Annotated in this window: 25 protein-coding genes and 1 tRNA gene; 12 read left to right on the top strand and 14 right to left on the bottom strand. The window is 65.1% G+C overall.

Annotated elements, in window-relative coordinates:
* Positions 1 to 4: 4 nt before the first annotated feature.
* Positions 5 to 1,222 (bottom strand): alginate export family protein, encoded by a 1,218-nt coding sequence (locus tag HFP89_RS09315; protein WP_168717391.1) that lies wholly within the window; start codon positions 1,220 to 1,222, stop codon positions 5 to 7.
* A gap of 186 nt (positions 1,223 to 1,408) precedes the next feature.
* Between HFP89_RS09315 and HFP89_RS09310 the strand changes: the two genes are divergently transcribed.
* Complete coding sequence (locus tag HFP89_RS09310) at positions 1,409 to 2,494, top strand: alkane 1-monooxygenase (RefSeq protein WP_168717390.1); 1,086 nt, start codon at positions 1,409 to 1,411, stop codon at positions 2,492 to 2,494.
* 38 nt (positions 2,495 to 2,532) lie between these two features.
* Positions 2,533 to 2,609 (top strand) — tRNA-Arg (locus tag HFP89_RS09305).
* A 593-nt stretch (positions 2,610 to 3,202) separates the two neighbouring features.
* On the opposite strand, the gene HFP89_RS09300 is transcribed toward HFP89_RS09305, so the two are convergent.
* On the bottom strand, positions 3,203 to 3,379 hold the full coding sequence (locus HFP89_RS09300) for a hypothetical protein (protein ID WP_168717389.1): 177 nt from the start codon (positions 3,377 to 3,379) through the stop codon (positions 3,203 to 3,205).
* 53 nt (positions 3,380 to 3,432) lie between these two features.
* On the opposite strand from HFP89_RS09300, the gene HFP89_RS09295 reads away from it, so the two are divergent.
* The gene (locus tag HFP89_RS09295) at positions 3,433 to 3,732 is read left to right on the top strand and encodes a hypothetical protein (RefSeq protein ID WP_168717388.1); all 300 of its coding nucleotides are present in this window, start codon (positions 3,433 to 3,435) and stop codon (positions 3,730 to 3,732) included.
* 93 nt (positions 3,733 to 3,825) lie between these two features.
* Here HFP89_RS09295 and HFP89_RS09290 read toward each other — a convergent pair whose 3' ends face one another.
* Both HFP89_RS09290 and HFP89_RS09285 read right to left on the bottom strand, forming a co-directional pair.
* A complete protein-coding gene (locus HFP89_RS09290; RefSeq protein ID WP_168717387.1) occupies positions 3,826 to 5,238 on the bottom strand; it encodes a S8/S53 family peptidase in 1,413 nt (470 codons plus the stop codon).
* 7 nt (positions 5,239 to 5,245) lie between these two features.
* Positions 5,246 to 5,524 (bottom strand): hypothetical protein, encoded by a 279-nt coding sequence (locus HFP89_RS09285; protein ID WP_168717386.1) that lies wholly within the window; start codon positions 5,522 to 5,524, stop codon positions 5,246 to 5,248.
* Positions 5,525 to 5,548: 24 nt separating this feature from the next.
* Between HFP89_RS09285 and HFP89_RS09280 the strand changes: the two genes are divergently transcribed.
* The 3 genes from HFP89_RS09280 (at position 5,549) to HFP89_RS09270 (ending at position 8,073) form a co-directional block, all read left to right on the top strand.
* On the top strand, positions 5,549 to 6,358 hold the full coding sequence (locus HFP89_RS09280) for a hypothetical protein (protein WP_168717385.1): 810 nt from the start codon (positions 5,549 to 5,551) through the stop codon (positions 6,356 to 6,358).
* 1,155 nt (positions 6,359 to 7,513) lie between these two features.
* Entirely contained in the window at positions 7,514 to 7,801 is a 288-nt protein-coding gene (locus tag HFP89_RS09275) for a hypothetical protein (RefSeq protein ID WP_168717384.1), read from the top strand.
* Between the two features lie 2 nt (positions 7,802 to 7,803).
* Positions 7,804 to 8,073, top strand: coding sequence for a hypothetical protein (locus HFP89_RS09270; protein ID WP_168717383.1), 270 nt, complete (start codon positions 7,804 to 7,806; stop codon positions 8,071 to 8,073).
* 51 nt (positions 8,074 to 8,124) lie between these two features.
* Here HFP89_RS09270 and HFP89_RS09265 read toward each other — a convergent pair whose 3' ends face one another.
* Entirely contained in the window at positions 8,125 to 8,613 is a 489-nt protein-coding gene (locus HFP89_RS09265; protein ID WP_168717382.1) for a hypothetical protein, read from the bottom strand.
* A gap of 924 nt (positions 8,614 to 9,537) precedes the next feature.
* On the opposite strand from HFP89_RS09265, the gene HFP89_RS09260 reads away from it, so the two are divergent.
* Positions 9,538 to 10,008 (top strand): GNAT family N-acetyltransferase, encoded by a 471-nt coding sequence (locus tag HFP89_RS09260; protein WP_168717381.1) that lies wholly within the window; start codon positions 9,538 to 9,540, stop codon positions 10,006 to 10,008.
* A 9-nt stretch (positions 10,009 to 10,017) separates the two neighbouring features.
* Here the strand turns inward: HFP89_RS09260 and HFP89_RS09255 are convergent, their stop codons facing one another.
* Positions 10,018 to 10,389, bottom strand: coding sequence for a VOC family protein (locus tag HFP89_RS09255; protein WP_168717380.1), 372 nt, complete (start codon positions 10,387 to 10,389; stop codon positions 10,018 to 10,020).
* A 96-nt stretch (positions 10,390 to 10,485) separates the two neighbouring features.
* The gene (locus tag HFP89_RS09250; RefSeq protein WP_168717379.1) at positions 10,486 to 10,911 is read right to left on the bottom strand and encodes an OsmC family protein; all 426 of its coding nucleotides are present in this window, start codon (positions 10,909 to 10,911) and stop codon (positions 10,486 to 10,488) included.
* 125 nt (positions 10,912 to 11,036) lie between these two features.
* On the opposite strand from HFP89_RS09250, the gene HFP89_RS09245 reads away from it, so the two are divergent.
* Positions 11,037 to 11,981 (top strand): putative sulfate exporter family transporter, encoded by a 945-nt coding sequence (locus HFP89_RS09245; RefSeq protein WP_168717378.1) that lies wholly within the window; start codon positions 11,037 to 11,039, stop codon positions 11,979 to 11,981.
* 24 nt (positions 11,982 to 12,005) lie between these two features.
* Here HFP89_RS09245 and HFP89_RS09240 read toward each other — a convergent pair whose 3' ends face one another.
* From HFP89_RS09240 to HFP89_RS09225, 4 genes are all read right to left on the bottom strand, one after another.
* On the bottom strand, positions 12,006 to 12,452 hold the full coding sequence (locus HFP89_RS09240; protein WP_168717377.1) for an Rrf2 family transcriptional regulator: 447 nt from the start codon (positions 12,450 to 12,452) through the stop codon (positions 12,006 to 12,008).
* A gap of 12 nt (positions 12,453 to 12,464) precedes the next feature.
* On the bottom strand, positions 12,465 to 13,604 hold the full coding sequence (locus HFP89_RS09235) for an NnrS family protein (RefSeq protein WP_168717376.1): 1,140 nt from the start codon (positions 13,602 to 13,604) through the stop codon (positions 12,465 to 12,467).
* A 274-nt stretch (positions 13,605 to 13,878) separates the two neighbouring features.
* Positions 13,879 to 14,280, bottom strand: a complete 402-nt coding sequence (locus tag HFP89_RS09230) for a YbaN family protein (RefSeq protein WP_168717375.1) — start codon at positions 14,278 to 14,280, stop codon at positions 13,879 to 13,881.
* A 94-nt stretch (positions 14,281 to 14,374) separates the two neighbouring features.
* Positions 14,375 to 14,818, bottom strand: coding sequence for a YbaN family protein (locus HFP89_RS09225; protein WP_168717374.1), 444 nt, complete (start codon positions 14,816 to 14,818; stop codon positions 14,375 to 14,377).
* Positions 14,819 to 14,945: 127 nt separating this feature from the next.
* On the opposite strand from HFP89_RS09225, the gene HFP89_RS09220 reads away from it, so the two are divergent.
* Together HFP89_RS09220 and HFP89_RS09215 are read left to right on the top strand one after the other, a co-directional pair.
* Entirely contained in the window at positions 14,946 to 15,926 is a 981-nt protein-coding gene (locus HFP89_RS09220; protein ID WP_168717373.1) for an NADPH:quinone oxidoreductase family protein, read from the top strand.
* Positions 15,927 to 15,976: 50 nt separating this feature from the next.
* The gene (locus tag HFP89_RS09215; protein ID WP_168717372.1) at positions 15,977 to 17,947 is read left to right on the top strand and encodes a S9 family peptidase; all 1,971 of its coding nucleotides are present in this window, start codon (positions 15,977 to 15,979) and stop codon (positions 17,945 to 17,947) included.
* Between the two features lie 864 nt (positions 17,948 to 18,811).
* On the opposite strand, the gene HFP89_RS09210 is transcribed toward HFP89_RS09215, so the two are convergent.
* From HFP89_RS09210 to HFP89_RS09200, 3 genes are all read right to left on the bottom strand, one after another.
* Positions 18,812 to 19,564: a slipin family protein gene (locus tag HFP89_RS09210; RefSeq protein ID WP_168717371.1), complete on the bottom strand. Its 753-nt coding sequence runs from the start codon at positions 19,562 to 19,564 to the stop codon at positions 18,812 to 18,814.
* A gap of 41 nt (positions 19,565 to 19,605) precedes the next feature.
* The gene (locus tag HFP89_RS09205; protein WP_168717370.1) at positions 19,606 to 21,078 is read right to left on the bottom strand and encodes a nodulation protein NfeD; all 1,473 of its coding nucleotides are present in this window, start codon (positions 21,076 to 21,078) and stop codon (positions 19,606 to 19,608) included.
* An 80-nt stretch (positions 21,079 to 21,158) separates the two neighbouring features.
* Positions 21,159 to 21,893: an SIMPL domain-containing protein gene (locus tag HFP89_RS09200; RefSeq protein ID WP_168717369.1), complete on the bottom strand. Its 735-nt coding sequence runs from the start codon at positions 21,891 to 21,893 to the stop codon at positions 21,159 to 21,161.
* A gap of 74 nt (positions 21,894 to 21,967) precedes the next feature.
* Between HFP89_RS09200 and HFP89_RS09195 the strand changes: the two genes are divergently transcribed.
* Both HFP89_RS09195 and HFP89_RS09190 read left to right on the top strand, forming a co-directional pair.
* Positions 21,968 to 22,717, top strand: a complete 750-nt coding sequence (locus HFP89_RS09195) for an NRDE family protein (protein WP_168717368.1) — start codon at positions 21,968 to 21,970, stop codon at positions 22,715 to 22,717.
* The gene (locus tag HFP89_RS09190) at positions 22,714 to 23,262 is read left to right on the top strand and encodes a YqiA/YcfP family alpha/beta fold hydrolase (RefSeq protein ID WP_168717367.1); all 549 of its coding nucleotides are present in this window, start codon (positions 22,714 to 22,716) and stop codon (positions 23,260 to 23,262) included. Before HFP89_RS09195 ends, HFP89_RS09190 begins: the two co-directional genes overlap by 4 nt.
* Positions 23,263 to 23,975 lie beyond the last annotated feature (713 nt).

Here is a 23,975-nt window from a genome sequence, read left to right as displayed (position 1 = left end):
GCCATCACGGCCAGGCAATCGCGAACTGGGCCCAGACCTTGGTCACGCTGCGGAAGGCCGGCGACTCGCGTTCGAAACGCGCCGCCTTGAGCAGCAGCGAAGCCGATCCGAACAGCTTTACCGCAACCGATGCGTCGATCTCCCGGCCGTAGCGTTCGCTTCCCTGCTCGGCCCGGAACTCGTGCCCGGTCAGCTGCCAGCTCCAGCGCCCCTCACGGCCCTCGAAGCCGGCGTAGAGGTCATCGAGCCCGGCATCCGGCGTGGTCAGGAAGCGATCGGCCCAGCCGTTGAACGCGTGCAGCGTCGCCAGCGGCGTTCGGAAGGCATGCCCGGGGCGATCGCTGCCGCCGAGTCGCTCCAAGCCGAGCTTCGGACGGACCCAGGGGTGCGCGTCCGCGGCCAACTGGAGCCGGAAATACTCGGCCGAGTAATCGACCGGTGCTCGGCTGCCGGTATCGCTCTGGAGCGCGGCCTCGACCAGCCAGTGGATTGCAACGCCTCGAAGCGCCCCGGAGCCCGAGTAGCGCAGTCCGACGGTTCGGTTCGACAGCGCCGGCTGCTCGCGATCCTCGATCCGGTACAGGTAGCCGGCCACGCGGTGTCTCGGGGTCAGTTCCCGGCGCAGATGCAGCAGATGCGTGCGGTGATCGTTGCGGCCGGCGGGGACCTCGCTGTCGAAGATCCGGTTGACGCGACCGATCCAGCCGTAGAAGAGGCCCCAGCCATCGCCGCTGTACCGGGTGGTCAGGCCGTCGTAGGTCTGCTCGTTCTGGCGCCAGCCGACGTTGCCGATGAAGCGGTCGTCTTCGAGTTCGATCCGCTGCCGCCCGGCGCGCAGGTCGAGCCCGCTGTCCCAGCGCCAGCCGACCCAGGCCCGGGCCAGCCGAGTGTCTTCGGGGTCGGCGACCACGGGAAATTCGTCCCGGCCCGGTGTCGCCCCGGCGCCCGCGTTGTACTCATCGGCGCCGAGCGCGACCACGTTGGAGCCCTCGGCCAGAAACTGGACGCCGGGACGATCTGCGGTCCTGTACCCGAGGCGGCTCCGCAAGGTGGAGGCCCGGGCGTTGTCGTCGAAGCTCGACTCATCGACCCACTCGTAGCGATACCGCGCATCGGCGAACCAGCCGCTTTCGGAGAAGCCGTTGACCGGCGCGCCGCCGAGCAGAGCCACCAAGGCCAGGGTCGAAATGGTGTGCTCGATGGATCGGGAACGCGCGCGCATGGTTCGGGCTCCGCAACAGTTCAAAGAAGTATTTAGGATACACCTTAAATGAAGTTTGACCCGAATCAATTCAGCAATCCTTCCCCCCGGACTCCTGAGCACGTGACGCCCTCGGCCGCTTAATTGACCGGCCGGCCAGTTCATGGCTATACTGCCCCCGGAATCGATGCTGGTGAGGTCTGCGATATGGAAGCGACGCTGTCCCCTGAAGTCTCCGGGCGCAAATCCCGACTTCGACCGCTGAGCTACTGGCTGATCTTCACCGTGCCGGCGCTGATGCCGCTGGCCTGGTGGCTGGCGCAGACCACCGGCAGCTGGCTGTGGACCGGACTGCCGCTGGTCTGGCTGTACGGCGTGCTGCCGCTGGCCGACTGGCTGATCGGCCGCGACCGCGAGCCGCCGGTGGCGGCCCAGGACACCTGGTTGAACCGTCGCTTCATTCCCTGGCTGTGCCTGCCGGTGCACCTGGCGACGATCTTCGGCGCGCTCTGGGTGCTGCCCCAGATGCCGTGGTGGGCCGGGCTGATGTGGCTGGTGTCGCTGGGTTACGTCGGCGGGGTGATGGCCATCAATGTCGGCCACGAACTGATCCACCGGAAATCGAAGATCGACCGCACGGTCGGCGGCCTGCTGCTGGCCAGCGTCAACTACGCGAGCTTCAAGATCGAGCACATCCGCGGCCACCACGTCTGGGTCGCGACCGAGCACGACCCGTCGTCGGCGAAGCGCGGCCAGACGCCGTACACCTTCGTGCCGCGGGCGCTGTTCAGGAACACGATCAACGGCTGGCGCCTGGAAACGGCCCGTCTGAAGAAACTGGGCCTGCCGTGGTGGACGCACGAGATGCTCGGTTGGACCGCCGTCGTCATCGCCTTCGCAGTGCTCGCGGGCCTGATCGCCGGCGCGGCCGGCGTCGCCGGCTTCTTCCTCCAGGGCCTGGTCGCCGCTGCGACGCTGGAAGTCATCAACTTCGTCGAGCACTACGGCCTGGAACGCCAGCCCCTGGGCAACGGCCGCTACGAACGCCCGACCCCGCAGCACTCCTGGAACTCGGATTTCTGGCTCAGCAACGGCCTGCTGCTGCAGCTCCAGCGCCACTCCGACCACCACGCCAATCCGAGCCGGCCCTACACCCAGCTCCGCAGCTGGTCCGATGCGCCCCAGCTCCCGCTGGGCTACGCCGCCATGCTGCCGATCGCGCTGCTTCCCCCGGTGTACCGCCGACTGATCCACCCCCGTCTGGACGCCCGGAATCGGGCTTCGTCCGGTTGACAAGAAAGCAAAAATTGAGATAATGCACGGCTTGCAACGCGCCCGTAGCTCAGCTGGATAGAGTACCTGGCTACGAACCAGGCGGTCGGAGGTTCGAATCCTTCCGGGCGCGCCATACAAAAGAAAACACCCCGCCTCGCGCGGGGTGTTTTCTTTTGTGCGCCCGGAAGGGTTCGAACCTCCGACCAATCAACGAACGGTTCGAACCGAGCGCCGAAGGCGCGAGCTCGCTGGCGCAGCGCGCCAGCCATCCTTCCGGCCACAATTCTTGCGTTTTCATCCGACCCCGCCAAGCGCGGGGTGTTTTCTTTTGTGCGCCCGGAAGGATGCGAACCTCCGAAAAATAAACAAGATGGTTCGAACCGAGCCGCGAAGCGGCGAGCTCGCTGAAGCGCAGCTTCAGCCATCCTTCCGGGCCCAGAACGAAGCCGCGCCATAGCTGCGCCCCGGTCCTCGAAAACGCGCCGGACCACCCAGCGAACCTCCAAAAATCAAACAATTTGGTTCGAACCGAGCGCCTCCGGCGCAAGCTCGTTGGCGCAACAGCCATCCTTCCGGGCGCGCCAGACGGAGCCGGGGAAGTCATCGCGACACCGCCTGGCGTACCCGCTACGTTGATCGCAGCCTCGTCGAGTGATCAGACGCCCAGGTGCAATTCGCGGTGCTGCACGACCGTCTGGTTGAGTTACGCGTCAGCATCCGAAAGCATCAGGAAGCCGACCTGTTCACCCCAGCATCCAACACGGCCCTGACCTGGCCCCGGTTCCTGCAGCGCGCCGAAAACAGCCGGCCGGTGATGATCATGCCCGCGATACCGGCGAGTGGGTCGACGTCGAAGCCGCGGTGTTCGGCCTGATCACTAATCAGCCGGAGATTGGGGATCATGGCGGGAAGGTCTTCGACGCCGACGAGATCGTCGTCCTGGAGCTGCCCTAACCATGCAGGCCCACCCAAGCCAGTTCAGCCCCGGCGTGGTCGTCAGGATCAGCCGGGTGGCCTTCGCGAAGCACTCTCAGTGGGCCGAGAACTCTGCGCCCCTGGAGGTCGTCAGGACGACCGAGAAGGCCGTCTTGGTGAAGGAGGGCGACGACGAGCTCTGGATCCCGCTGTCCGCCCTGACGCCGAGCAGCAATCGAAGCGGCTTCTTTGCGCTAGCAAAATGGGTGCAGTCGCCCCCGCAGTGGCGTGCCAGACTCGGTTCCGCAAACTGCAATGCCAGTCAAAATCATGGCGCCTGACGACATTGGTCAGAATCTGTTGCGTTAGCAGAAAAAAACTGGCCCCGCGAGCGGGGCCAGCGATTTGCAGCTCGATTTATGGCCAATGCAAGCTCAAGAGGTTTGACCCCCAGCAAACGATACTGAGTCAGAATTGTTCGACGAGACGTGGTCGTTGCGAGTTGAGGAAACGACATCAACCGTGTAAGAGACATCGTTATAAGGATCAGGCACCAAACTGCTTACATCGAACCTTGCGATCTCAATTTCCTGCCCGAGCAACACTTCATCAAACACGCAAGAGCCGCTTGTCCAGGCGCCGAGAGTGTATGGATCGATAGAGCAATCGGAGTTCAGAGATCCAATCATTCCACCCTCACTATATGCAGAGATAGATCCTGCGCCCCAATTGACGTGGAGGTCGGTGCTACTCCGTTCTCCGTTGACGCGAATGCTCAAAATCACCTCGTCGTCAACAACAACATGATCCACAATTGCTTCGACATCCGCTCGATCGTTTCGGAGCCACTCAAGTGCAGCAAGACAATCAAGCTGCGGATACAGCTGTGAGTTCTGCGCGGGTGTATGGCTTGGAATTCGAGAGAACGTTCCACCGCGGATTGCGTCAAAAATCTCGTTGACCGTAGCAGCTGGTTTGTCTTCACGAAGGACGCTTACGCATGCAGCTGTGATGGGAGAGGCGAAAGACGTTCCCTCAAACGTCCCATAACCTCCGCCCGCAGTACTTGTGGTTATAAAGGAACCGGCAGCAACAATATCCGTGTTTGCGTTGTGCGAAGCGTACTCCACAATCTCATCCGTAGTCTGCGAAGAGCTGCACGACGAGTTTGCCGATCCGGCAACGTCGAGATGCGCAGTTGCTGAGAGTACGTTGGCCAAACAGGCGGGCGCTCCTTCGCGATCATAAGTGCAGTCATTTCCAGCTCCCGCAACCACTGCTATTCCTTTTGATTGCAGTGACGCTACGCGGGACGCTACCGCACTCCAAGCCTTTTCATTCGAGCATTCTCCTAAGAAGTACTCGCCCGTAAGACCACCTTCTCTCCAAGCAACGCTTGCATTGACAACATCAACACCCCAACCCGGGAAAGCGTCAATGGCATCCAGCGCAGTGAGAAAGTCGGAGATGAACGCGATTCCAGTCGAAGTAGTAATTTTGATTGGCAGAATCGTTGCGCCTTGCGCAGCTCCATTGTTCGCGACGATTGTTCCAGCAACTTGCGTGCCGTGCCCAACTGCATCTACTACATCAGCAGGGCTGCTGCAACATCCTAACGGCGAGCAAAAACAGCGGCGTGTTGTGCTAACGCTTCCAGAAATATCAGGATGCGAGACGTCAAGACCTGTGTCAATTACTGCCAAGGTCACGCCTGAGCCGTCAAGCGAATACGGCGGGATTTGAAGCACGTCAAAGTTAGCGAAACTTCCCGCGTCCGCCATCACAATCTCGCCCTGGTAGTCTGGCTCAATAAACAGCACGTGCTTATTGGCCGCAAGTGCAGTCATTTCAGTCTCATCCATGTTCGACGGCAAACATCTTGTCGTCAGCAAACGACCGTGGCGTGGTCTCGGATTGAGGCGAAATCGAAGACGCAAGCGACGCAAATTGGGAAGCGGTAACCTGCGGCGCAGCCCAAACTAGGATACGAACGTGCGTCTCAGAGTCATATGCTGCAATAACATCGCCATGTACTTTGTCCTGCCATTCACCTTCAGCTTGCAACGTATCAGTCACAAAAAGCAGAGTAAACAGCGTTAAGAATAATGCGGAACACTTCGGTATCATCTTCATGTTGGCACCCTACTGGAGATTGATGTGAAATATGCTTGCGTGTTTAAAGCCCCCTGCATGAGGAAGATAGCATTTGCTCTGTTAAGCGCTCATTTAGGCCAAGCCGTTTATGCTCAAAACGCAGTTCTCGAAGACTGGGACACGACGCCAGCAGTTCCAGATGAAGTAAGAGGGTGGGGGAGCGTGGAGGGCCCAGCTGAACTAGAATCAGGCCTTGGAACCGGGAGCTTCGCCAGGGCGCAAAGAATCTTCATTTTGCCGAATGCGTTAACTGTGCCGGTAGGCAACGATCCGACTACGTGGTTTTCCAATGACTACGTCGGAGATAAAGACTATTCGGCTTTAGGAGTATCGAAAGTTTCTTATTTGGCGAGGCATGACGAAGTCATGTCCACTATCCAAATTCAAGCCGTCCCGACGAGTTTCGTGCTCTCTAGTGAGGAGATGGTTCCCGATCCAGCAGATCCGTCTAACATGATTTTTCCTCTGGTCTGGAAAGTCTCAGAGAACGAGATGACCCTCGGCGGAGGTTGGACTCAATTCGAATTTGAAATCCCCTCTCAATCACCAACGCTTCCAGAAGGGTGGCGAGCATATCCTGACGAACCATCAACTTGGACCTCCGTGATCTCTGACGTGGACCAGGTCGGAGTGGTCTTTGCACCATTCGATATCGGAATCGGTGGGATCCAGGCCGTTTGGGAGAACGCCATAGACAACTTCACTGTCGAGTTTGGTTCTGCTGAGGGAATCCCAGCGATGTCTCCAGTGTATCTATTGGCACTAGTGTTCGGAATTTTCGCAGTAGGCGTGGTCGCCACATCTCGCAGATGAATCGCGTTGAGATTGCCCGCAGGGCAGAAGGAGGGTCTGCGTGGCGGAACATTCGCAAAAAGATCGTAATGCGGGTCGCTTGGTTAAAGCGATTGTTTCCGTTGTCTGCTAACGGCGAGAGAAAATATGTTTTTGGGATGTTTAGAATCAAGCGTTTAGTGTCAATCGAAGGGAAAATTGACGGCCCTAAGAGTCTGAATATCCTGAGTTGAAGCTTTGGCTACGAACCTCCGACAAATCAACAATCGGTTCGAACCGAGCGCCTCCGGCGCGAGCTCGCTGTCGCGCAGCGACAGCCATCCTTCCGGGCGCTTGCTGCGGCGCCGTCTCACCGCCCATCCGCGGCGCTTTGCTCGCTCTCGCGTCCTCGACGTGGCGCAGTCACGCCTCCGGGTCGATCGATCGCAAATCGCACCGGCTGGACAGTGAGACGACCCCTCGCGCATTGATACCGATTTCTCAGCTGGCAAATTCCGCCAAGCGCGGGACGTTTTCTCTTGTGCGCCCGGAAGGGTTCGAACCTCCGACAATCACAAGTTGCTTCGAACCGAGGCCCTCCGTGCCGAGCTCGCGAGCGCAACGCGCGAGCCATCCTTCCGGGCGCGCCGATCGGAGCCGAGCGAGCGGTCGTTTACTCCCCACGCGAGAAGCCCCGACCAATCCCTATCCCGACAAGTGCGGGGCGTTTTCGTTGAAGCACCCGGAAGGGTTCGAACCTCCGACAAATCAACAATCGGTTCGAACCGAGGCGAAGCCGAGCTCGCTGAAGCGCAGCGACAGCCATCCTTCCGGGCCCGGCTGCGGCGCCGTCTCACCGCCCATCCGCTGCGCTTTGCTCGCTCTCGTGTCCTCGACGTGGTGCAGCCACGCCTGTGGGTCGATCGATCGCAAATCCCCGCGCCTGAGCAGTGAGACGACCCCTCGCGCATCGAGTCGGAACACCCCGCCTCGCGCGGGGCGTTTTCGTTGAAGCGCCCGGAAGGGATCGAACCTCCGACCATCACAAGTCGGTTCGAACCGAGGCCCTCCGGGCCGAGCTCGCTGCGCAGCCGCCATCCTTCCGGGCGCGCCAGACGGAGCCGGGGAAGTCATCGCGACACCGACTGGCGCACGCGCTATGTCGATCCCAGCCTTGTCGAGCGGTCGGACGCCCAGGTGCCCTTCGCGGCGCTGCGCGATCGCCTCGTCGAGCTGCGCGTCAGCCTTCGCAAGCGGCAGGAAGCCGACCTGATCACCCCGTCCTCGACCACCGCACTCACCTGGCCTCGCTTTCTGAAGCGCGCCGGCATCAGCCGGCCGGTCATGATCATCCCGCGCGACACCGGCGAGTGGGTCGACGTCGAGTCGGCGGTGTTCGGACTGATCACCAATCAGCCCGAAATCGGACACCACGCCGGGCAGGTGTTCGACGCCGACGAGATCGTCGTCCTGGAGCTACCGTAGGCATGCACGCCCATCCGAGCCAGTTCAGCCCCGGCGAGGTCGTTAGGATCAGCCGGGTGGCCTATCCGAAGCTGTGTCAGTGGGACGAGCACTGTGCGCAGCTTGAGGTCGTGCGGACTACCGAAAAGGCGGTGCTGGTGAAGGATGGCGGCGACCAGCTCTGGATTCCGCTGGCCGGCCTCACGCCCAGTTCGAACAGGACCGGCATCTACCTGCTGGCCAAGTGGGTGAAGCTGGAGCCGTCATGGGCCGCTCGAATGGGAAAACGATAGGAACATAGAAGCCCGCCGCCTGGCGGGCTTCTATGAACGCGTGCGACGAGTTCACTCTCGAGGATAAATCCGCTTGATCTCAGCAACATACTCTGCTTCTGGCCGAGATTCATCAGCCGATAGGATCTCCAACTCCATGACCACATCTGACGCGGCAGGTGCATACCACTCGGCACCAGACACGTTCTTTTCAACTGTGGAAAGCAGGATAGTAGCGCTCTTGTTGTTCATCGAAAGCACTTCGGCGCGAGTCTCAAAGTAGTTCTTTAACTCGGGATCAAACTGTTCAGCGGGGACAGATGAGCCCAAGAACTCGGTCACTAAGCCCCTTCGGGTCAACTCAGGCTGATCTTCCAGGCGCACACGTTGGACAAGCCCGCGCCCCAAGGATCGATCGAGCTTGGCGAAAGTTTTTCCCTTCGCCGTACAAAGCTCTCCCTCTTCACAAACAAAAGCCATTCTTGTGAGCGTGAGTAGAAGATGTGCCGGGCCGAGTTCGGTAAGAGCGTCTAGTTGGTCCGCTGATCGTTCCAGGTCCAATTCGATCCAGAAAGCTTCTGGATCGTCAGCCGGGTCACTTGCGAGAAAGAAGTTCTGGCACCTTGGCGTACAGCGAAAGCAAGTGAGCGGGGGCCAACCATGCGCAGTTATGGGTTTATGAGTTCCTTCAGTGGGGCAACTCTGCCAACACCAACTTTCCCAAGTCTTAGGGCATTGCTCATCCGCAGAGAGATGAGCTGTTGCTAGAAGTCCAAATATTACGAAAGCAATCGAAATAGCACGACGCATTCCCCTACCTCCATCGGTCAGAAACCCCCAGAAGGGCAGGACTCCACAGGTAGTTCTACTGGATGCACCTGCAAATGCAGGCCGCCGCAAACCCGCCCACACTCAGGCTTGCCAAGCCTGTCTTTGAAAGCTAGCACTAGCGAATAAGCGTGGTCAATCTGAAGTTATTTACAGTTCTTGGACTGTTGGAGTCGATCGAGAAAACTCGTCGTGATCTGGTCGCCACTATCCAGACTTGAAAGATGCAGATCGGCGTATTGGTGCCACCCTCAAACTTCTAGACTACCGGCCCATCGTGTGCTGATGGGGCGAAATAGGAAGGGGCTGTGTTCTGTATTGACGTTGGGAAAATCGCGCTGAGGCCCTTTGAATTTCAAGGGGTTGTGTGATGGGGCTAGGAAAAAAACCCGGGCCTATCTCTTTGAATTTGCACCATTGAATGATGGGCTACGAACCAGGCGGTCGGAGGTTCGAACCGAGCGCCGAAGGCGCGAGCTCGCTGAAGCGCAGCTTCAGCCATCCTTCCGGGGGCGCCGAACGGAGCCAGAGCGCGCGATGCGGCTTGAGCTTGTCCTAGACCAACCCAGGTCGAGCAACGCAGACGATGAACCTCAATTCAATCGCCCTAGTCGCCCCTGTGCAAGAATCGTCTCTCACCTGGCGCGGAGCGAATCAATGAGTCAGCCCGAACTGAAGTTCTTCGAAGCCGACCTCACCGATCCCCGCATCCAGCACCTCCTCGCCTCCCACACCGAGCGAGCACTCTCCAACGCCCGATGCCGTCAGGGCCATGCGCTGGACCTCGACGCATTGCGGGACTCGGACATCGATGTCCGCGCGATCTGGCAGAACGGCCGGCCGGTCGCGGTCGGTGCGCTACGGACGATCGACGCCACCCACGGCGAACTGAAATCGATGTTCGTTGCCGACGACGCGCGCGGACAGGGCATCGGATGCGCGCTGCTCGACCGCCTGGTCGGAATCGCAAGGGCAAATGGCATGACGCGCCTGAGCCTGGAAACCGGTGCTTCGGACTACTTCGACGCCGCCCGCGGGTTCTACGCGCGCAACGGGTTCGAAGTCTGCGAGGCCTTCGCCGACCTGCCCCCGCACGACGACAGTGTGTTCATGACGCGGACGATCTGAGGGCTTGAATCAGGGTTGCTGGTCAAGCGACAGGAGCTGCCCATCGGGGTCACGGAACCATGCGATCTTCGCGCCGTCGGGCGCGATCCAGATGCCGGCATCGTCCTGTCCCATGCCTTCGAACCGTTCGAAGTCCACGCCTCGTTCGCGAAGCGCCCGGACTTCGGCCGCCAGGTCGTCGACCTGCCAGCCCAGCGACGTGTAGGGTGGGGCCAACACCTGCTCGACCTTCTGGATCCGCAGCAGCGTGCCGCCGATCCGCATCACCAGCGAGAACGGCGTGTCTTCGACGAGTTCGGCGTGGAGTCGATCGACGTAGAACGCTCTGGCGCGCTCGGCGTCGGCCGTAGCGAGGAAGGCGGTCGTTCGCAGTGGATTCATCGAACGGTTCGGCCGGTGCGGTTTCCGGCCATCATGCCGGCCGAATCCCGGCGGCGCAACGGCCGCCGGGGCCGGAAAGTGAGCAGGTCGGCAGAATCAGCCTTCCAGCGCGGCGTCCATCGAGATCTCGGCGGTCAGCAGCTTCGAGACCGGGCAGTTGGCCTTGGCGGCCTCCGCGGCTTCCTCGAACTGCTCCGCGCTTGCGCCGGGGACAGCGGCGCGGCAGTGCAGGTGCACTTTGGTGATGGCGAAGCCGCCGTCGACCTCGTCGAGCTGCACCGCGGCCTTCGTGTCGATGCGCTCGGCGGTGAAATCCTCCTCCCCGAGGATCATCGACAGCGCCATGGAGAAGCAGCCCGCGTGGGCCGCACCGATCAGCTCCTCGGGGTTGGTGCCCTTCTCGTCCTTGAAGCGGGTGCCGAACGAATAGGGCATGGAGGTCAGCACGCCGCTGTCGGTGGTCAGCGTGCCCTGACCGTCTTCGAGATTACCTTTCCATTGTGCGGATGCAGAACGTTTCATGGACGGTTCCTTGATGCGAGTTCACTTTCCACCCTAACAAACCGTCATCAAGTCGCGCCGGGACCGTGGGATGGGCACCGGCGGCCCGGATACAATCTACGCTCGTCCCCCGGACCTCGATCCGAATGTCGCCTACCGTCCTCCGTGCCCTGTTCGTACTCGCCGCCGCGGCCACGCTGCTGCCGTGGCTGACGGCCCCGGTCGGCCTGGCGCTGGGCGCGGTGTTCGGGCTACTGCTCGGCAATCCGTTCGCGAAACAGACCGGCACGATCTCGGGCCAGCTGCTGAAGGCCTGCGTGGTCGGTCTCGGTTTCGGCCTGTCGATCTCCGAGGTGCTGGCGACCGGTGCGACCGGGCTCTGGCTGACCGGCATCGGCGTGGTGCTGATCCTGGGCGCCGGGCTTGCGCTGGCGCGGGCCTTTCGGGTCGAGGACGACGCCGGCCGGCTGGTCGCGTCGGGCACGGCGATCTGCGGCGGCAGCGCGATCGCGGCCGTGGCGCCGGTGCTGCGGGCGAAGCCGGAGGCGATCTCGACCGCGATGGCCTGCGTGTTCGTGCTCAATGCCGTTGCGCTGTACGTGTTTCCGGTCACCGGACGCCTGCTGGACCTGACCGAGCACCAGTTCGCGGTGTGGGCGGCGATTGCCATTCACGACACCAGCTCGGTGGTCGGTGCGGCCTCGGCCTACGGGCCGCAAGCGCTGGCCGAAGCCACGGTGCTGAAGCTGGCCCGGGCGCTGTGGATCCTGCCGGTGGTGCTGGTCTTCGCCCTGCTCGTTGCGCGCGATGACGGGCAGTCGCGGCTGGCCGGCTTCAGGCCGCCGCTGTTCATCGGGCTGTTCGTGCTCGCTGCGGCCGCGCGCTCCCTGTTGCCCTCGCTCGAGGGGCTGTTCGACCTGCTGAACCTGCTTGCCCGCCAAGGCCTGGTGCTGGTGTTGTTCCTGATCGGGGCGGGGCTTTCGCGCGAACTGCTGTCTCGTGTCGGCTGGCGGCCGTTCGCGCAGGGGCTGGTGCTGTGGCTGGCGACGTCGGTCGTCAGCCTGCTGGCGGTGCTGCGTTTCGCGGGCTGATGCGGGCGGCGGCATCCGCACTCGTCATGCTGCCGGTCCGACCGTCAACAAACGCTTCATGCCGTCGCGCTCCGGTTCGCGCAGCAGGTCGGCCAGGGTGTAGCCCCTGAGGACGTCGAGGTAGGCGCGCGTGGCACGAGCCAGGATCGGCGGGAGACCGCAGGACGGGGTAATCACGCAGTCGTTGCCGGGTCGCATGCATTCGACCATGCCGAAGTCCGGTTCCATCTGCGCGACCACATCGCCGATCCGGATCGAGGCCGGGTCGCGCTCCAGCACCAGCCCGCCGCCAGCGCCGCGAACGGAGCGGATGAAGCCCAGGGAGGCAAGCTGCTGGACGACCTTCATCAGGTGGTTTCTGGAGATTCCGTAGGCCTCGGCGATGTCGCGGATGCGGCAACGTTCGCCGGGGTGAAGGGCGAGATAGAGGAGTACGCGGAGCGAGAAATCGGTGTACTGGGTGAGGCGCAAGGCGGTCTCCGATCAGCCGGGTCGGCCGTCGACCCGTTCGGTCAGCAGTTTACCGGTGCAGAATAGCCCGAACAGCGCGAAGGCCAGGACCCAGGCCGCGGCCGAGAGCTCGAGCCAGGGCGAGCGCGGCAGCAATGTGACGGCGACCCCGACCCGGGCGAGTGCGGCAGCGGTGATCGCGGCCAGTGCAAGCCATGCGGTTCGGGGAACGACCAGCGGCCGTCCGGTGTGGCCGAGCGTGACCCGGGTCATCACGCCGAGAATCAGCGTGCCCATGGCGCCGATGCCGGCGGCATGGATCCAGGCCCGGTTCGGAATGCCGGGGTCGAGCAGCGCGTAGCCCCGCAGCAGGAAGGTGGCGGCGATCCAAGCGTGGCCCAGGTGAAGCACGGCGACCAGCGGATCGGCCAGTGCGCGGTGGCCCTGCCAGAACGGCAGGCGGACCAGCTGCAGCGCGCCGGCGGCCAGCGCGGCGATCGCGACCCAGCGCAGCGGCGCGTCGAGATGGGCCAGGGCCAGCGTGGCCAGCACCGCGGCCAGGGCAATACGGTCTAGACCGGCCGGCGCGCCGATGTCGTCGCTGCGCCGGCCCGCGCGCTGCAGCGCATTGCGGGTGAACAGCGGCGTGATCCGCCCGCCGATGACCAGCATCAACACGAGGTAGGCATCCAGGGTCAGCGTGCCGGCCTGTGCGGGCCGGTGTCCGACAAGGAACAGCAGCTGGCCGGCGAACAGGGCGAGCACCAGGGCCGGGATGCCGTAGTTCCTTCGGTTGCGGGTCCGCAGGATCGGCACGGCAACGGTCGCGGCCAGGACCGGCAGGAACGCCAGCGCGAGGAGTTCGGCCGGCCCGAACGGGGAGGGCGGGGTCGCGCCGTTCCAGGCGCCGATGCGACCGAGCAGCCAGAGCACGGCCAGGCCGGCCAGCGGCCATCCCCCGAGCGAGCGAGTTCCGGTCCAGTGCGGCACGGCGGTGAGCAGGAAGCCGGCCACCACCGCCGGGGCGAAGCCGTACAGCATTTCGTGTGCATGCCAGAGCACGGAACGATTCAGCCCGGTCGGCAGCACGCCGCCGAGCATCGCAGCCCACAGACCGATGGCGATGAGCGCGTGGGCCAGGGCCAGCAGGAAGAATGGGCGAAAGCCGGTCACTAGTGGGCCGTGCGGCAAATCAGGTGACACCCAGCCGTCGCACCCGCGTCGTATGCAAGACGCGTGAGTGCAGGCGTCCTTGCCGGGCCGTCGAGCGAGCGGAACGCAGCATACGGTGCGGGTGCGACGGCCCTTCGGGAGTCACTCGGCCGGCACGACTCGGCGTTGCGTTTCCTGGCAAGGCAGCGGCCATTCCCTGCAAACCGCGCCTTGATTCGCGCCGGCACAGTGGCTCTGAGCGTTACCTGATCTGTCGCATGGTCCACTAGCAGCGTCATGCGCGCTCACTCGGGTCGGGACGGGTCCAGACCCAGGTGCCGATCCCGGCGAACAGGACGAGCAGCGCGATCAGCACCTCGCCGCGGATGCCGCCGATCCACAGGGTGAGCGCACTGAAGGCCAGCATGGCCACGGCCAGGATCCGGGCCCGGCGCGGGATCGCGCGGTGCTGCTCCCAGCCGCGCAACAGCGGTCCGTGACGCGGATGGTCGCGCAGGGTCTCGGCCAGTTCCGGGGCGCCCCGCGATGCGGCCCAGAGCGCAAGCAGTACGAACGGGGTGGTCGGCAGCAGGGGAAGCAGCAGGCCGAGGGTGCCGGCCGACAGGCAGACCAGCGCCAGCAATCGATAAACGGTGCTGCGCAGGCCGATGGAGCGGGAACCGGGGGCGGAAGGCATCGATATCGAGCCGTCATCCACAAAAGATGCAAATAGGATACCAGTTAAGCGGGCGGCGTTGACGGTTGCCGAGCGCGGGATCGAATGCGGGGGTTCAGGAAGGTGGGTCCGGGTCCGCGGGGGAGGCCGCGGCGTGCTTCGGTGGCGACGGCCGGCTGAGCAGCAGGGTGGCCAGCAGCACGAACCCGGCGCCGAGCCCGATCAGCAGCGGGGTCGGCGCGTCGAACCACCAGAGCTTGAACCAGCTCAGCGACATCAGCCCGATGCCGATGACCTTGACGTGCACCGGCACGGCGCGGTGCTTCTCCCAGGCCTCGATGACCGGGCCGAAGTGGCGGTGGCGGCGGATCGTCATCGCCAGCGTCGGCGAAGACCGGTGCGCGGCCCAGAGTGCGGCAAGCAGGAACGGCGTGGTCGGCACCAGCGGCAGCACCAGGCCCAGCGAACCCAGGCCCGCCAGGCTCAGGGCCAGCCAGCGATAGGCGATGCGGACACGGCGCGAGCGGCGCGGTCGACGAGAGGAGCGGGCGCGAGACATGACCGCAGGCTACCCCACGGGCAGTGAGCCCGGTTCGGCATAATGAGCGGAGCGACGGCGTCCGATGTCGACGTCGTTCCGATCGAACCATCGATTCCCGTACTCACCCACACACCGAGGCCCTGCCATGCGCGCCATCCTGGTCACCGAATTCGCCGACCCGTCGAAGGTCGCCGTCCACGAAATCGACGAGGCGCCCGCACCCGGTCCGGGCCAGGTCCGCTTGACCGTCGCCGGCGTCGGCATCGGCTACTTCGACGGGCTGCTGGTGCGCGGCGACTACCAGATCCGGCCCGAGCTGCCGTTCGTGCCGGGCAGTTCGATGGCCGGCATCGTCGAGTCGGTGGGCGAAGGCGTTTCCAACCTCTCGCCGGGCCAGCCGGTCGCGGCCTTCGCACTGCACGGCGCGTTGGCCGAGCGCGTGGTGCTGCCGGCGGCGTCCTGCGTGCCGCTTCCTTCGTCGGTCGATCCGCACGCGGCGGCCAATTTCTTCGTGTCCTGGGCGACGTCGCTCTACGGCCTGCGCGAGATCGGCGGTCTGCAGCCCGACGAGGTCGTGCTGGTGCTCGGCGCGGCCGGCAGTACCGGCACCACGGCGATCGAGTGCGCCAAGGCGATGGGTGCGCGGGTGATCGCCGCGGCGTCGACCGAGGCCAAGCGGGCGCACTGCCGGGCCCACGGCGCCGATGCGGTCGTCGACTACACCGCAGACGACTGGCGCGAGCAGGTCAAGGCCGCGACCGGCGGCAAGGGCGTGGACCTGGTCTACGATCCGGTCGGCGGGGACGCCGCCGAGCCGGCGCTTCGTCTGCTGACACCGGGCGGGCGTTACCTCGTGGTCGGTTTCGTCACCGGCATCGCGAAGATCCCGCTCAATCTTCCGTTGCTGAAGCGCTGCAGCATCCACGGCGTGAACTGGGGCGGCAGCGTCATGGCCGACCCGTCGGTGGTGCCGCCGGTGCTGGCCACGCTGGTCCAGTGGGCGGCCGAGGGACGGATCGACCCGGCACCGGAGAAGGTCTATCCGCTGGCCGAGGCCGGTGCAGCCTTCGCCGCGCTGTTCGAGCGAGTGTCCACCGGCGCCCGGGTCGTCGACCCCCGCGCTTGACGGAGTCTGCGTATCCTCGGCGGTTGATCTGTTTTCCACGAGGATGTTTCATGACCACCTACCGCCCCTTCGCGCTGGCCGCGGCCGGCCTGATCGCGCTGTCGTCGGCCGTCGTGGCCGAGGTCGACCGCCGCACCGCCAATTCCGGCAACGTGATTCTCGAGGACGTGCCCGAGATTCCGGCCGGGATCGGCGAGGCGCTGAACCGCTACCAGAACATCCGCTCGGCCAGCATGGCCGGCTGGACGCCCGACGGCGAGGCCATCTACATCGAGACTCGCTTCGGCGAGGTCAGCCAGCTGCACCGGGTCGACGAGCCGCTGGGCATGCGTCGCCAGCTGACCTGGTTCGACGAGCCGGTCGGCCAGGTCGCCCGCCGGCCGGGCCATGCCGAGATCGCGTTCACGATGGACGAGGGCGGCAGCGAATTCGCCCAGATCTTCCTGCTGGATCCGGCCACCGGCGAACACCGGATGATCAGCGACGGCGAGTCGCGCAACGGCGGCCTGCAGTGGTCCGACGACGGCCGGTATCTGGCCTTCCAGTCCACCCGCCGCAACGGCCGGTCCAACGATGTCTGGCTGTTCGACTTCGCAGCCGATGAGGAATCGGCTGGCGAGCCGGAGATGATCCTGGAATCGCCCGACGGCAGCTGGTGGGGCCCGGTCGACTTCGCGCCGGACAATTCGAAGCTCCTGATCGTCCAGTACATCAGCGCCAACGATTCGCGCATCCACGTGCTGGATCTCGAAAACGGCGACGTCGAGCGCATCGCCGGCGGCGGCGAGACGGTGTCGCGCAACCTGCCGTCCGGCTTCTCGGCCGACGGTGAATCGGTGTTCTTCGCCACCGACGCCGGTAGCGAGTTCGCCGAACTCGCCCGCATGGACCTGGACCGCGGCGAGGTGACGATCCTGACCGGCGACATCCCGTGGTCGGTCGGCGGCCTGGCGCTGAACCACGCCCGCGATGCCGGCGTGTTCATCACCAACGAGGGCGGCTACAGCCGCGTCTACCGCTTCGACCCGGCAACGAACGAGTACGCGCGCATCGAGACCGTGCCCGACGGCGTGGTCGGCGGCGCCAGTTTCAGCCCCGACGATTCGAAGATCGCGATGGTGGTCAACAACGCCCGCTCGCCCAGCGACGTGCACGTGTTCGACTGGGCCACGGGCGAGCGCACGCGCTGGACCGCCAGCGAAGTCGGCGGCCTCGACCCGGAAGGCTTCGTGATGCCGGAACTGATCGAGTACCCGACCTTCGACGAGGTCGACGGAAAGCCGCGGATGATCCCGGCCTTCGTCTACCGCCCGAACAGCGAGGGTCCGCACCCGGTCGTGGTCTCGATCCACGGCGGCCCCGAAGGCCAGGCCCGCCCGACCTTCAGCGCCACCTACCAGCTGTGGATCGACCGCGTCGGCGCGGCCGTCGTCGTGCCCAACGTCCGAGGTTCGTCGGGCTACGGCAAGACCTACCTGCAGCTCGACAACGGCTTCAAGCGCGAGGACTCGGTGCGCGACATCGGCGCGCTGCTCGACTGGATCGCCGAGCAGCCCGACCTCGACGAAGACCGCGTCGCCGTCTACGGCGGCAGCTACGGCGGCTACATGGTGCTGGCCTCGTCGGTGCACTACAGCGACCGCCTCGAGGCCGCCGTCGACATCGTCGGCATCTCCAACTTCGTGACCTTCCTGGAGAACACCCAGGACTACCGCCGCGACCTGCGTCGCGTGGAGTACGGCGACGAGCGCGACCCGGAAATGCGCGCCCACCTGCAGGCCATCAGCCCGCTGAACAACGTCGAGAAGATCGACGTGCCGATGTTCGTCATCCAGGGCGAGAACGACCCGCGCGTGCCGGTGACCGAAGCCGAACAGATCGTCGCGGCGCTGCGCGAGCAGGGCAGCCCGGTCTGGTACATGAATGCCCTGAACGAGGGGCACGGGTATCGGCGCAAGGAGAACCGCGATCTCTATTCCGAGGCGGTGGTCTTGTTCCTCGAGACCTTCCTGCTCGATTGATTCCGTAGATGCCGGGTCGCGGGGTGCCGCGGCCCGGGTTTTTCCGTTGACTTTGTAGCCCGGGTAAGCGGAGCGTACCCGGGGGTTTTCGCTTGGTTTTGTAACGTCAAAGGCGTTTCGCCGCTCGCTTCGCGAGCTGATGCGACCTACTTTTGTTGCGACAAAAGTAGGCAAAAACGCTTTTCCCGGCAATGGCGCCCGAGCTGCGCTCGGGTTCCCTGCGATGCTCGGTGCGAGTGGGGTCCGCTGAACTCGCTTCGTTCGCTTGCGCTCTCTACGCTCAGACATGCAGCGGCCCTTCTCCCACTCGCCCCTGCGCTTCTCGGCGCCCTTGAGGGGGGCTTGAAACCATTGCCTTCCTGACGTGTATCGCCCTGAGTTCAATCCTGAGGCTGGCAAAGGTCGCGGTCTCGATCGAAAGCGAGAATCTCGAGCTGTTCTCGGAGACAGGTTGAAACGAACTGGTCTGCTCGGCGCGGGTTGGCCTTTGACTTCCTCCGCCGTCAGCGCCGCCGGAGGCGCGGACCGGGTGGCGGACAAAGGGCCGTCGCAATGTCTGAGCGTAGGGAGCGGAGCGACCGGAGCGAGTTCGACGGACCCCGCCAGCCGGGAGCACCGGAGGGAACCCGGCCGCAGGCCGGGCGGCGATGTTCGCGCAGCGCTTTTGCCTACTTTTGTCGCCACAAAAGTAGGTCGCATCAGCTCGCGAAGCGAGCGGCGAAACGCTTTTGACGTTGAAGTAGAAGCCGGCCGCACGCCAGGAAAAACCTTCGCCCGCAAGCGTCCTCCAACAGGCAATCGACATCGGGCCGGCCGCGCCGGCCGGCCCAGGCTGTCGAGCGCTCGGGAGTCCTCTCGAAACCCCTACTTCCCGATCAGGCTCTTGAGCGTATCGATCGGCACGGGGAACACGATGGTCGAGTTCTTCTCGCCGGCGATGTCGCCCAGCGTCTGCAGGTAACGAAGCTGGATGGCGTTCGGGCTTTCGGCCAGTTTTTCGGCCGCTTCGACCAGCTTCTGGGCGGCCTGCTGTTCGCCTTCGGCGTGGATGACCTTGGCGCGCCGCTGGCGCTCGGCCTCGGCCTGCTTGGCGATCGCGCGGATCATCGATTCGTCGAGGTCGATGTGCTTGATCTCGACGTTGGTGACCTTCACGCCCCAGCCGTCGGTCTGGCGGTCGAGGATGACCTGGATGTCTTCGTTGAGCTTGTCGCGCTCGGCCAGCATTTCGTCCAGCTCGTGCTTGCCGAGCACCGAGCGCAGCGTGGTCTGGGCCAGCTGGCTGGTGGCGTCCATGAAGCGCTCGACGTTGATGATGGCCTTCTGCGGGTCGACGACGCGGTAGTAGATCACGGCGTTGACCTTGACCGAGACGTTGTCGAAGGAAATCACGTCCTGGGTCGGCACGTCCATGACCACGGTGCGCAGGTCGACGCGGACCATCTGCTGGATGAACGGGATGACCAGGATGATGCCGGGGCCCTTGACCTTGTCGAAGCGGCCCAGGGTGAAGATCACGCCGCGCTCGTACTCGCGCAGGATCTTGATCGTGTTGGCCAGCAGCAGGATCAGCAGGAAGCCGATCACGCCGGCGAAACTGAGAATGTCGATGTTCATGGAACCTCCGTGTTGGGGTCTGTCGATCGATGGATGGAAATTCAGCGTTCGTCGTCGTTGAGCGGTACGACATCGAGAACGAAGCCTTCGTCCTGGATGCCGGTGATGCGCACCCGTTGGCCGCGCCGGATGTCGGCCTCGGCGTGGGCGAACCAGTCCTCGCCCTGAAGGTGGACGCGACCGCGACCGTCGGTGAAGTCCGCGATGGCCTCGGCGGTATGGTCGATCAGCGACGCGCGGCCGCCCATGCGGGGCCGCTGCAGCGCGCGCTGGATCATCCACACGATCATGCCGAACAGCACCGCGCCGCTGACCGCGAGCCCGGCGATCACGCCTTCGTTGACGGCAAAGCCCGGCACGTCCTCGTCGAACAGGATCACCGAGCCGAACACCACGGCGACCAGGCCGCCGATGCCGAGGATGCCGAACGACGGCACGAACAGCTCGGCCGCGATCAGCGCCAGGCCCAGCGCCATCAGCGCCAGTCCGGCGTAGTTGACCGGCAGGATCTGGAATGCGTAGAGCGCCAGCAGCAGACTGATGCCGCCGATGATGCCGGGCACCAGCGCGCCGGGGTTGTAGCCTTCCAGGAGCAGGCCGTAGACGCCGACCAGCAGCAGGATGTAGGCCAGGGTGGGGTTGGTGATGATGGCCAGCAGACTGGTGCGCCAGTCGGGTTCGATCTCGCGCACGGCCAGGCCCTCGGTGGCCAGGGTCACGCTGCGGTCATGCAGTTTGACTTCGCGGCCGTCGATCGCGGCCAGAAGGTCGTCGATGTTCTCGGCGATCAGGTCGATGACGTTCTGCTCGAGCGCCTCGGGCGCGGTCAGGGTGACGGCTTCGCGCACCGCGCGTTCGGCCCAGTCGGCGTTGCGACCGTGGCGCTCGGCCAGGCCGCGGATGTAGGCCACGGCATCATTGATGGCCTTGCTCGATGAAGCGTCGGCCGGCGCAGCCGGTGGTTCGGCTTCGGCCGCCTCGTCGCCGGAGGCGGCCGTGTCTTCGCTCATCGGCTCGTCGGTCGCCGGTTCGGCTTCGGGCTCGGCGGCCGGCGCGGGCGCGGTCGGCGCCGCGCCGCCGATCGGCACCGGCGTGGCCGCGCCGAGGTGGGTGGCCGGCGCCATGGCCGCGACCGGGCTGGCCAGCAGGATGTAGGTGCCGGCGCTGGCCGCGCGCGCTCCGTCCGGGGCGATCCAGGTGGCCACCGGCACTTCGGCATTGAGGATCTTGGAAATGATGTCGCGCATCGAGGCATCGAGTCCGCCCGGCGTATCGAGCTTCAGTACGACCAGTTCGGCGTTGGTGTCTTCAGCCTCCTCGATGCCGCGGACGATGTAGTCCCGGGTTGCAGGACCGATCGCGTCGGCCACGGTCAACTGGACGACCTCGCGTCCGACCGGGTCCTGGGCCAGCAGCGCGTTCAGCGACAGCACCAGCCCGGCCAGCAGCAGCGCCGCACCGCTCAGCAATCGCCGCAGGGTCCGGTGGCCGGTCTCTGGTGTGGTTCGATTCATGTCGTCATCCTGCGCTTCGTGCGTGGACATCGCGTGGACTCCATCGGGCCCGTCCGGGGTCGCCGTCCATGGGTCGTCGATCAGCCGTCGAGGAAGTATTCGATGGTCGTGACCACGCGGACTCGCTTGGTCTCCGGCGCCGTTCGGTCCCGCTCGTCGATCGTGAAATAGCCCTGGCGGGCCGAGCGGATGGCGCCGACGTCGCTGCCGGAGTCCTCGGCGAACTGGTCGGCGGCCCGCCGGGCATCGGCGGTGGCCTCGGCGATCATCTCCGGCTTGATCGCCTCGAGCCCGGTGAACAGGTACTGGGCGTCGTTGCCCCAGTTCGGCATCAGCGGCACGCCCTGGCTGATCAGGTCGGCGGCCTGGTCCATGGCCTGGCGGGTGGCGTCGACCTTGGTCGTGCGCAGCGTCAGCGTCCGCTGGGCCGAATAACGATCGGCCGGGCGCTGGTTGTCGAAGCTGTTCAGCCAGCGGTCGGTGACCTGCGGCGGCGTGCGACGGATCTCGCGATCTTCGAAGCCGTTGAGCTTGAGGTAGGCGATGACCGATTCGTCGGTGCGGTCCATGCGTGCTCGCAGCGCCTCGAGGGTCTCGGCCGACAGGCTGTAGGTGATCGGCCAGATCGCGAGATCGGCCTGCACTTCGCGCTCGGCCAGGCCCTTGACTTCGACGTACCGGTCGCGGACCGAGAAGTCGCGCACCGCGTCGGCCAGGAACAGGCTGGCCAGCACCAGGCCGAGCGCCAGCAACAGCATGCCGAACCAGTCCTGGGGCCGGGCGTTGGTGGATCCGCGTCGGTCCGAGTCCGTCATCGTCAAGCCTCCCGTGCAACAATTCGAATCATGATACCGGCTTGGTTCAGACCCCGGACGGGCGGAGAAGTGCCGTGTGCCTGATCGCGTTCGACTGGCGGCCCGGCACGCCGCGTCCACTGGTGCTGGCGGCCAACCGCGACGAGTTCCACGCCCGCCCGACCCGCGCCCTGCACTGGTGGCCGGCGCCGCAGGGCCTGCTGGCCGGCCGCGACGAGCAGGCCGGCGGGACCTGGCTGGCGGTGCGTCGCGACGGCCGCTTCGCGGCCCTGACCAACGTGCGCGATCCATCGGCGCCGGCCGGCGAGCGCTCGCGCGGAGCGCTGCCGGTGGCGGCGCTCCAGGCGCCGTCGATCGCAGACTTCGTCGAGCGGGTTCATCGACAGCGCGGTGACTACGGCCCGTTCAATCTGCTGGTCGGCGATCGCGCGGTGCTCTGGCAGGTCGGCACGCACACGCTGCCGGCCGAAGTGCCGGCCGGGCTGCACGCCTTGTCCAACCACGCGCTGGACACCCCGTGGCCGAAGTCGATCCGGGCGGTGCAGCGGCTCGAGCAGGCCCTGGCCGATCCGGAGCCGGCCACGACCACGCTGCTCGGCCTGCTCGACGACCGCGCCGCGGCGCCCGACGAGGAGCTGCCCGATACCGGCGTCGGCGTTGCGCTGGAGCGGATGCTGTCGGCGCCGTTCATCGTCGACGAACGCTACGGCACCCGCTCGTCGAGCGCGCTGGTCCTCGACGGCTCGGTGCGGATGGCCGAGCGGATCTTCGATGCCGCCGGCGAGCGGATCGGCGAACGACATATTCAATGGAAACGCGCATGAGTGCATCGGAACCAAGGACGCGGCACGGCCGCGTGATCTTCAGTCACGGCCTGGATTCCGGCCCGCAGGCCAACAAGATCGTGGCGCTGCGGCCGGTCGCCGAGGCCGCCGGCTGGGCCACCGAGGCGGTCGACGACCGGGATTTCCACGACGACCCGGTCGGGCGTATCGAGCGCCTGGTCGCGCGGCTCGAAGCCTCCGACGCCCCGACGGTGCTGGTCGGTTCGTCGATGGGCGGCTTCGTCTCGGTGATGGCCGCCGAGCGGGTGGCCGTGGCGGGTTTGTTCGTGCTGGCCCCGGCGCTGTACCTGGAGCATCGTCACCCGGGCGCGCAGACCCGCGAGCGCTACACCCCGAAGACCGACCGCATCCACGTCGTCCACGGCTGGAACGACGACATCATCCCCTTCTCGCACAGCGTCCGCTTCGCCGAACAGCACGGCGCCGGGCTGCGCCTGCTCGACGCCGGTCACCGCCTCGAATCGGTCATTCCGGAACTGAAGCAGGACCTTGCGGCGTTTCTCGATCGAGTGGTGACCTCCTGATCCGCCCTCCCGAACTTGAACCCATCGGAGCGCGTTTCTTGTTCCTCCGTCATCCCGGGCGGCGCGTCGTCTGCACCTCCGTCATCCCGAGGCTCCCCCTCTACACCTCCGTCGTCCCGGGGCTTCTCGTCTACACCTCCGTCATTCCGGGGCTTCTCGTCTACACCTCCGTCGTCCCGGGCTTCCCCTCTACACCTCCGTCGTCCCGGGGCTCCCCCTCTACACCTCCGTCGTCCCGGGGCGCCGCAGGCGAACCCGGGGCTTCGTGACGAAATCGCCCATCGAGCCCGGGCACCACGACGAAGGGCCGGATCGAAGGCCTGTGCGGAAACCGGCTCCGCCGGCCGAAGGGGGCCCGACCGGTTCATTCTTCCGGCTCCTGCGCCAGGGTTCGACGGGCGATCGCATCACGAGATCCCGGGTTCCGGCTCCGCCGGCCCCGGGACGACGCGAACCAGGAGCGCTCGCTACACCTCCGTCATCCCGGGCGGCGCGTCGTCTGCACCTCCGTCATCCCGAGGCTCCCCCTCTACACCTCCGTCGTCCCGGGGCTCCCCCTCTACACCTCCGTCGTCCCGGGGCTCCTCCTCTACACCTCCGTCGTCCCGGGGCTCCTCGTCTACACCTCCGTCGTCCCGGGGCGCCGCAGGCGAACCCGGGACCTCGTGACGAAATCGCCCATCGAGCCCGGGCACCACGACGAAGGGCCGGAT

It is taken from the genome of Wenzhouxiangella sp. XN79A, assembly GCF_012272825.1.
Taxonomy (GTDB): Bacteria; Pseudomonadota; Gammaproteobacteria; order Xanthomonadales; family Wenzhouxiangellaceae.
This window is presented reverse-complemented; position numbering and strand designations above follow the sequence as displayed.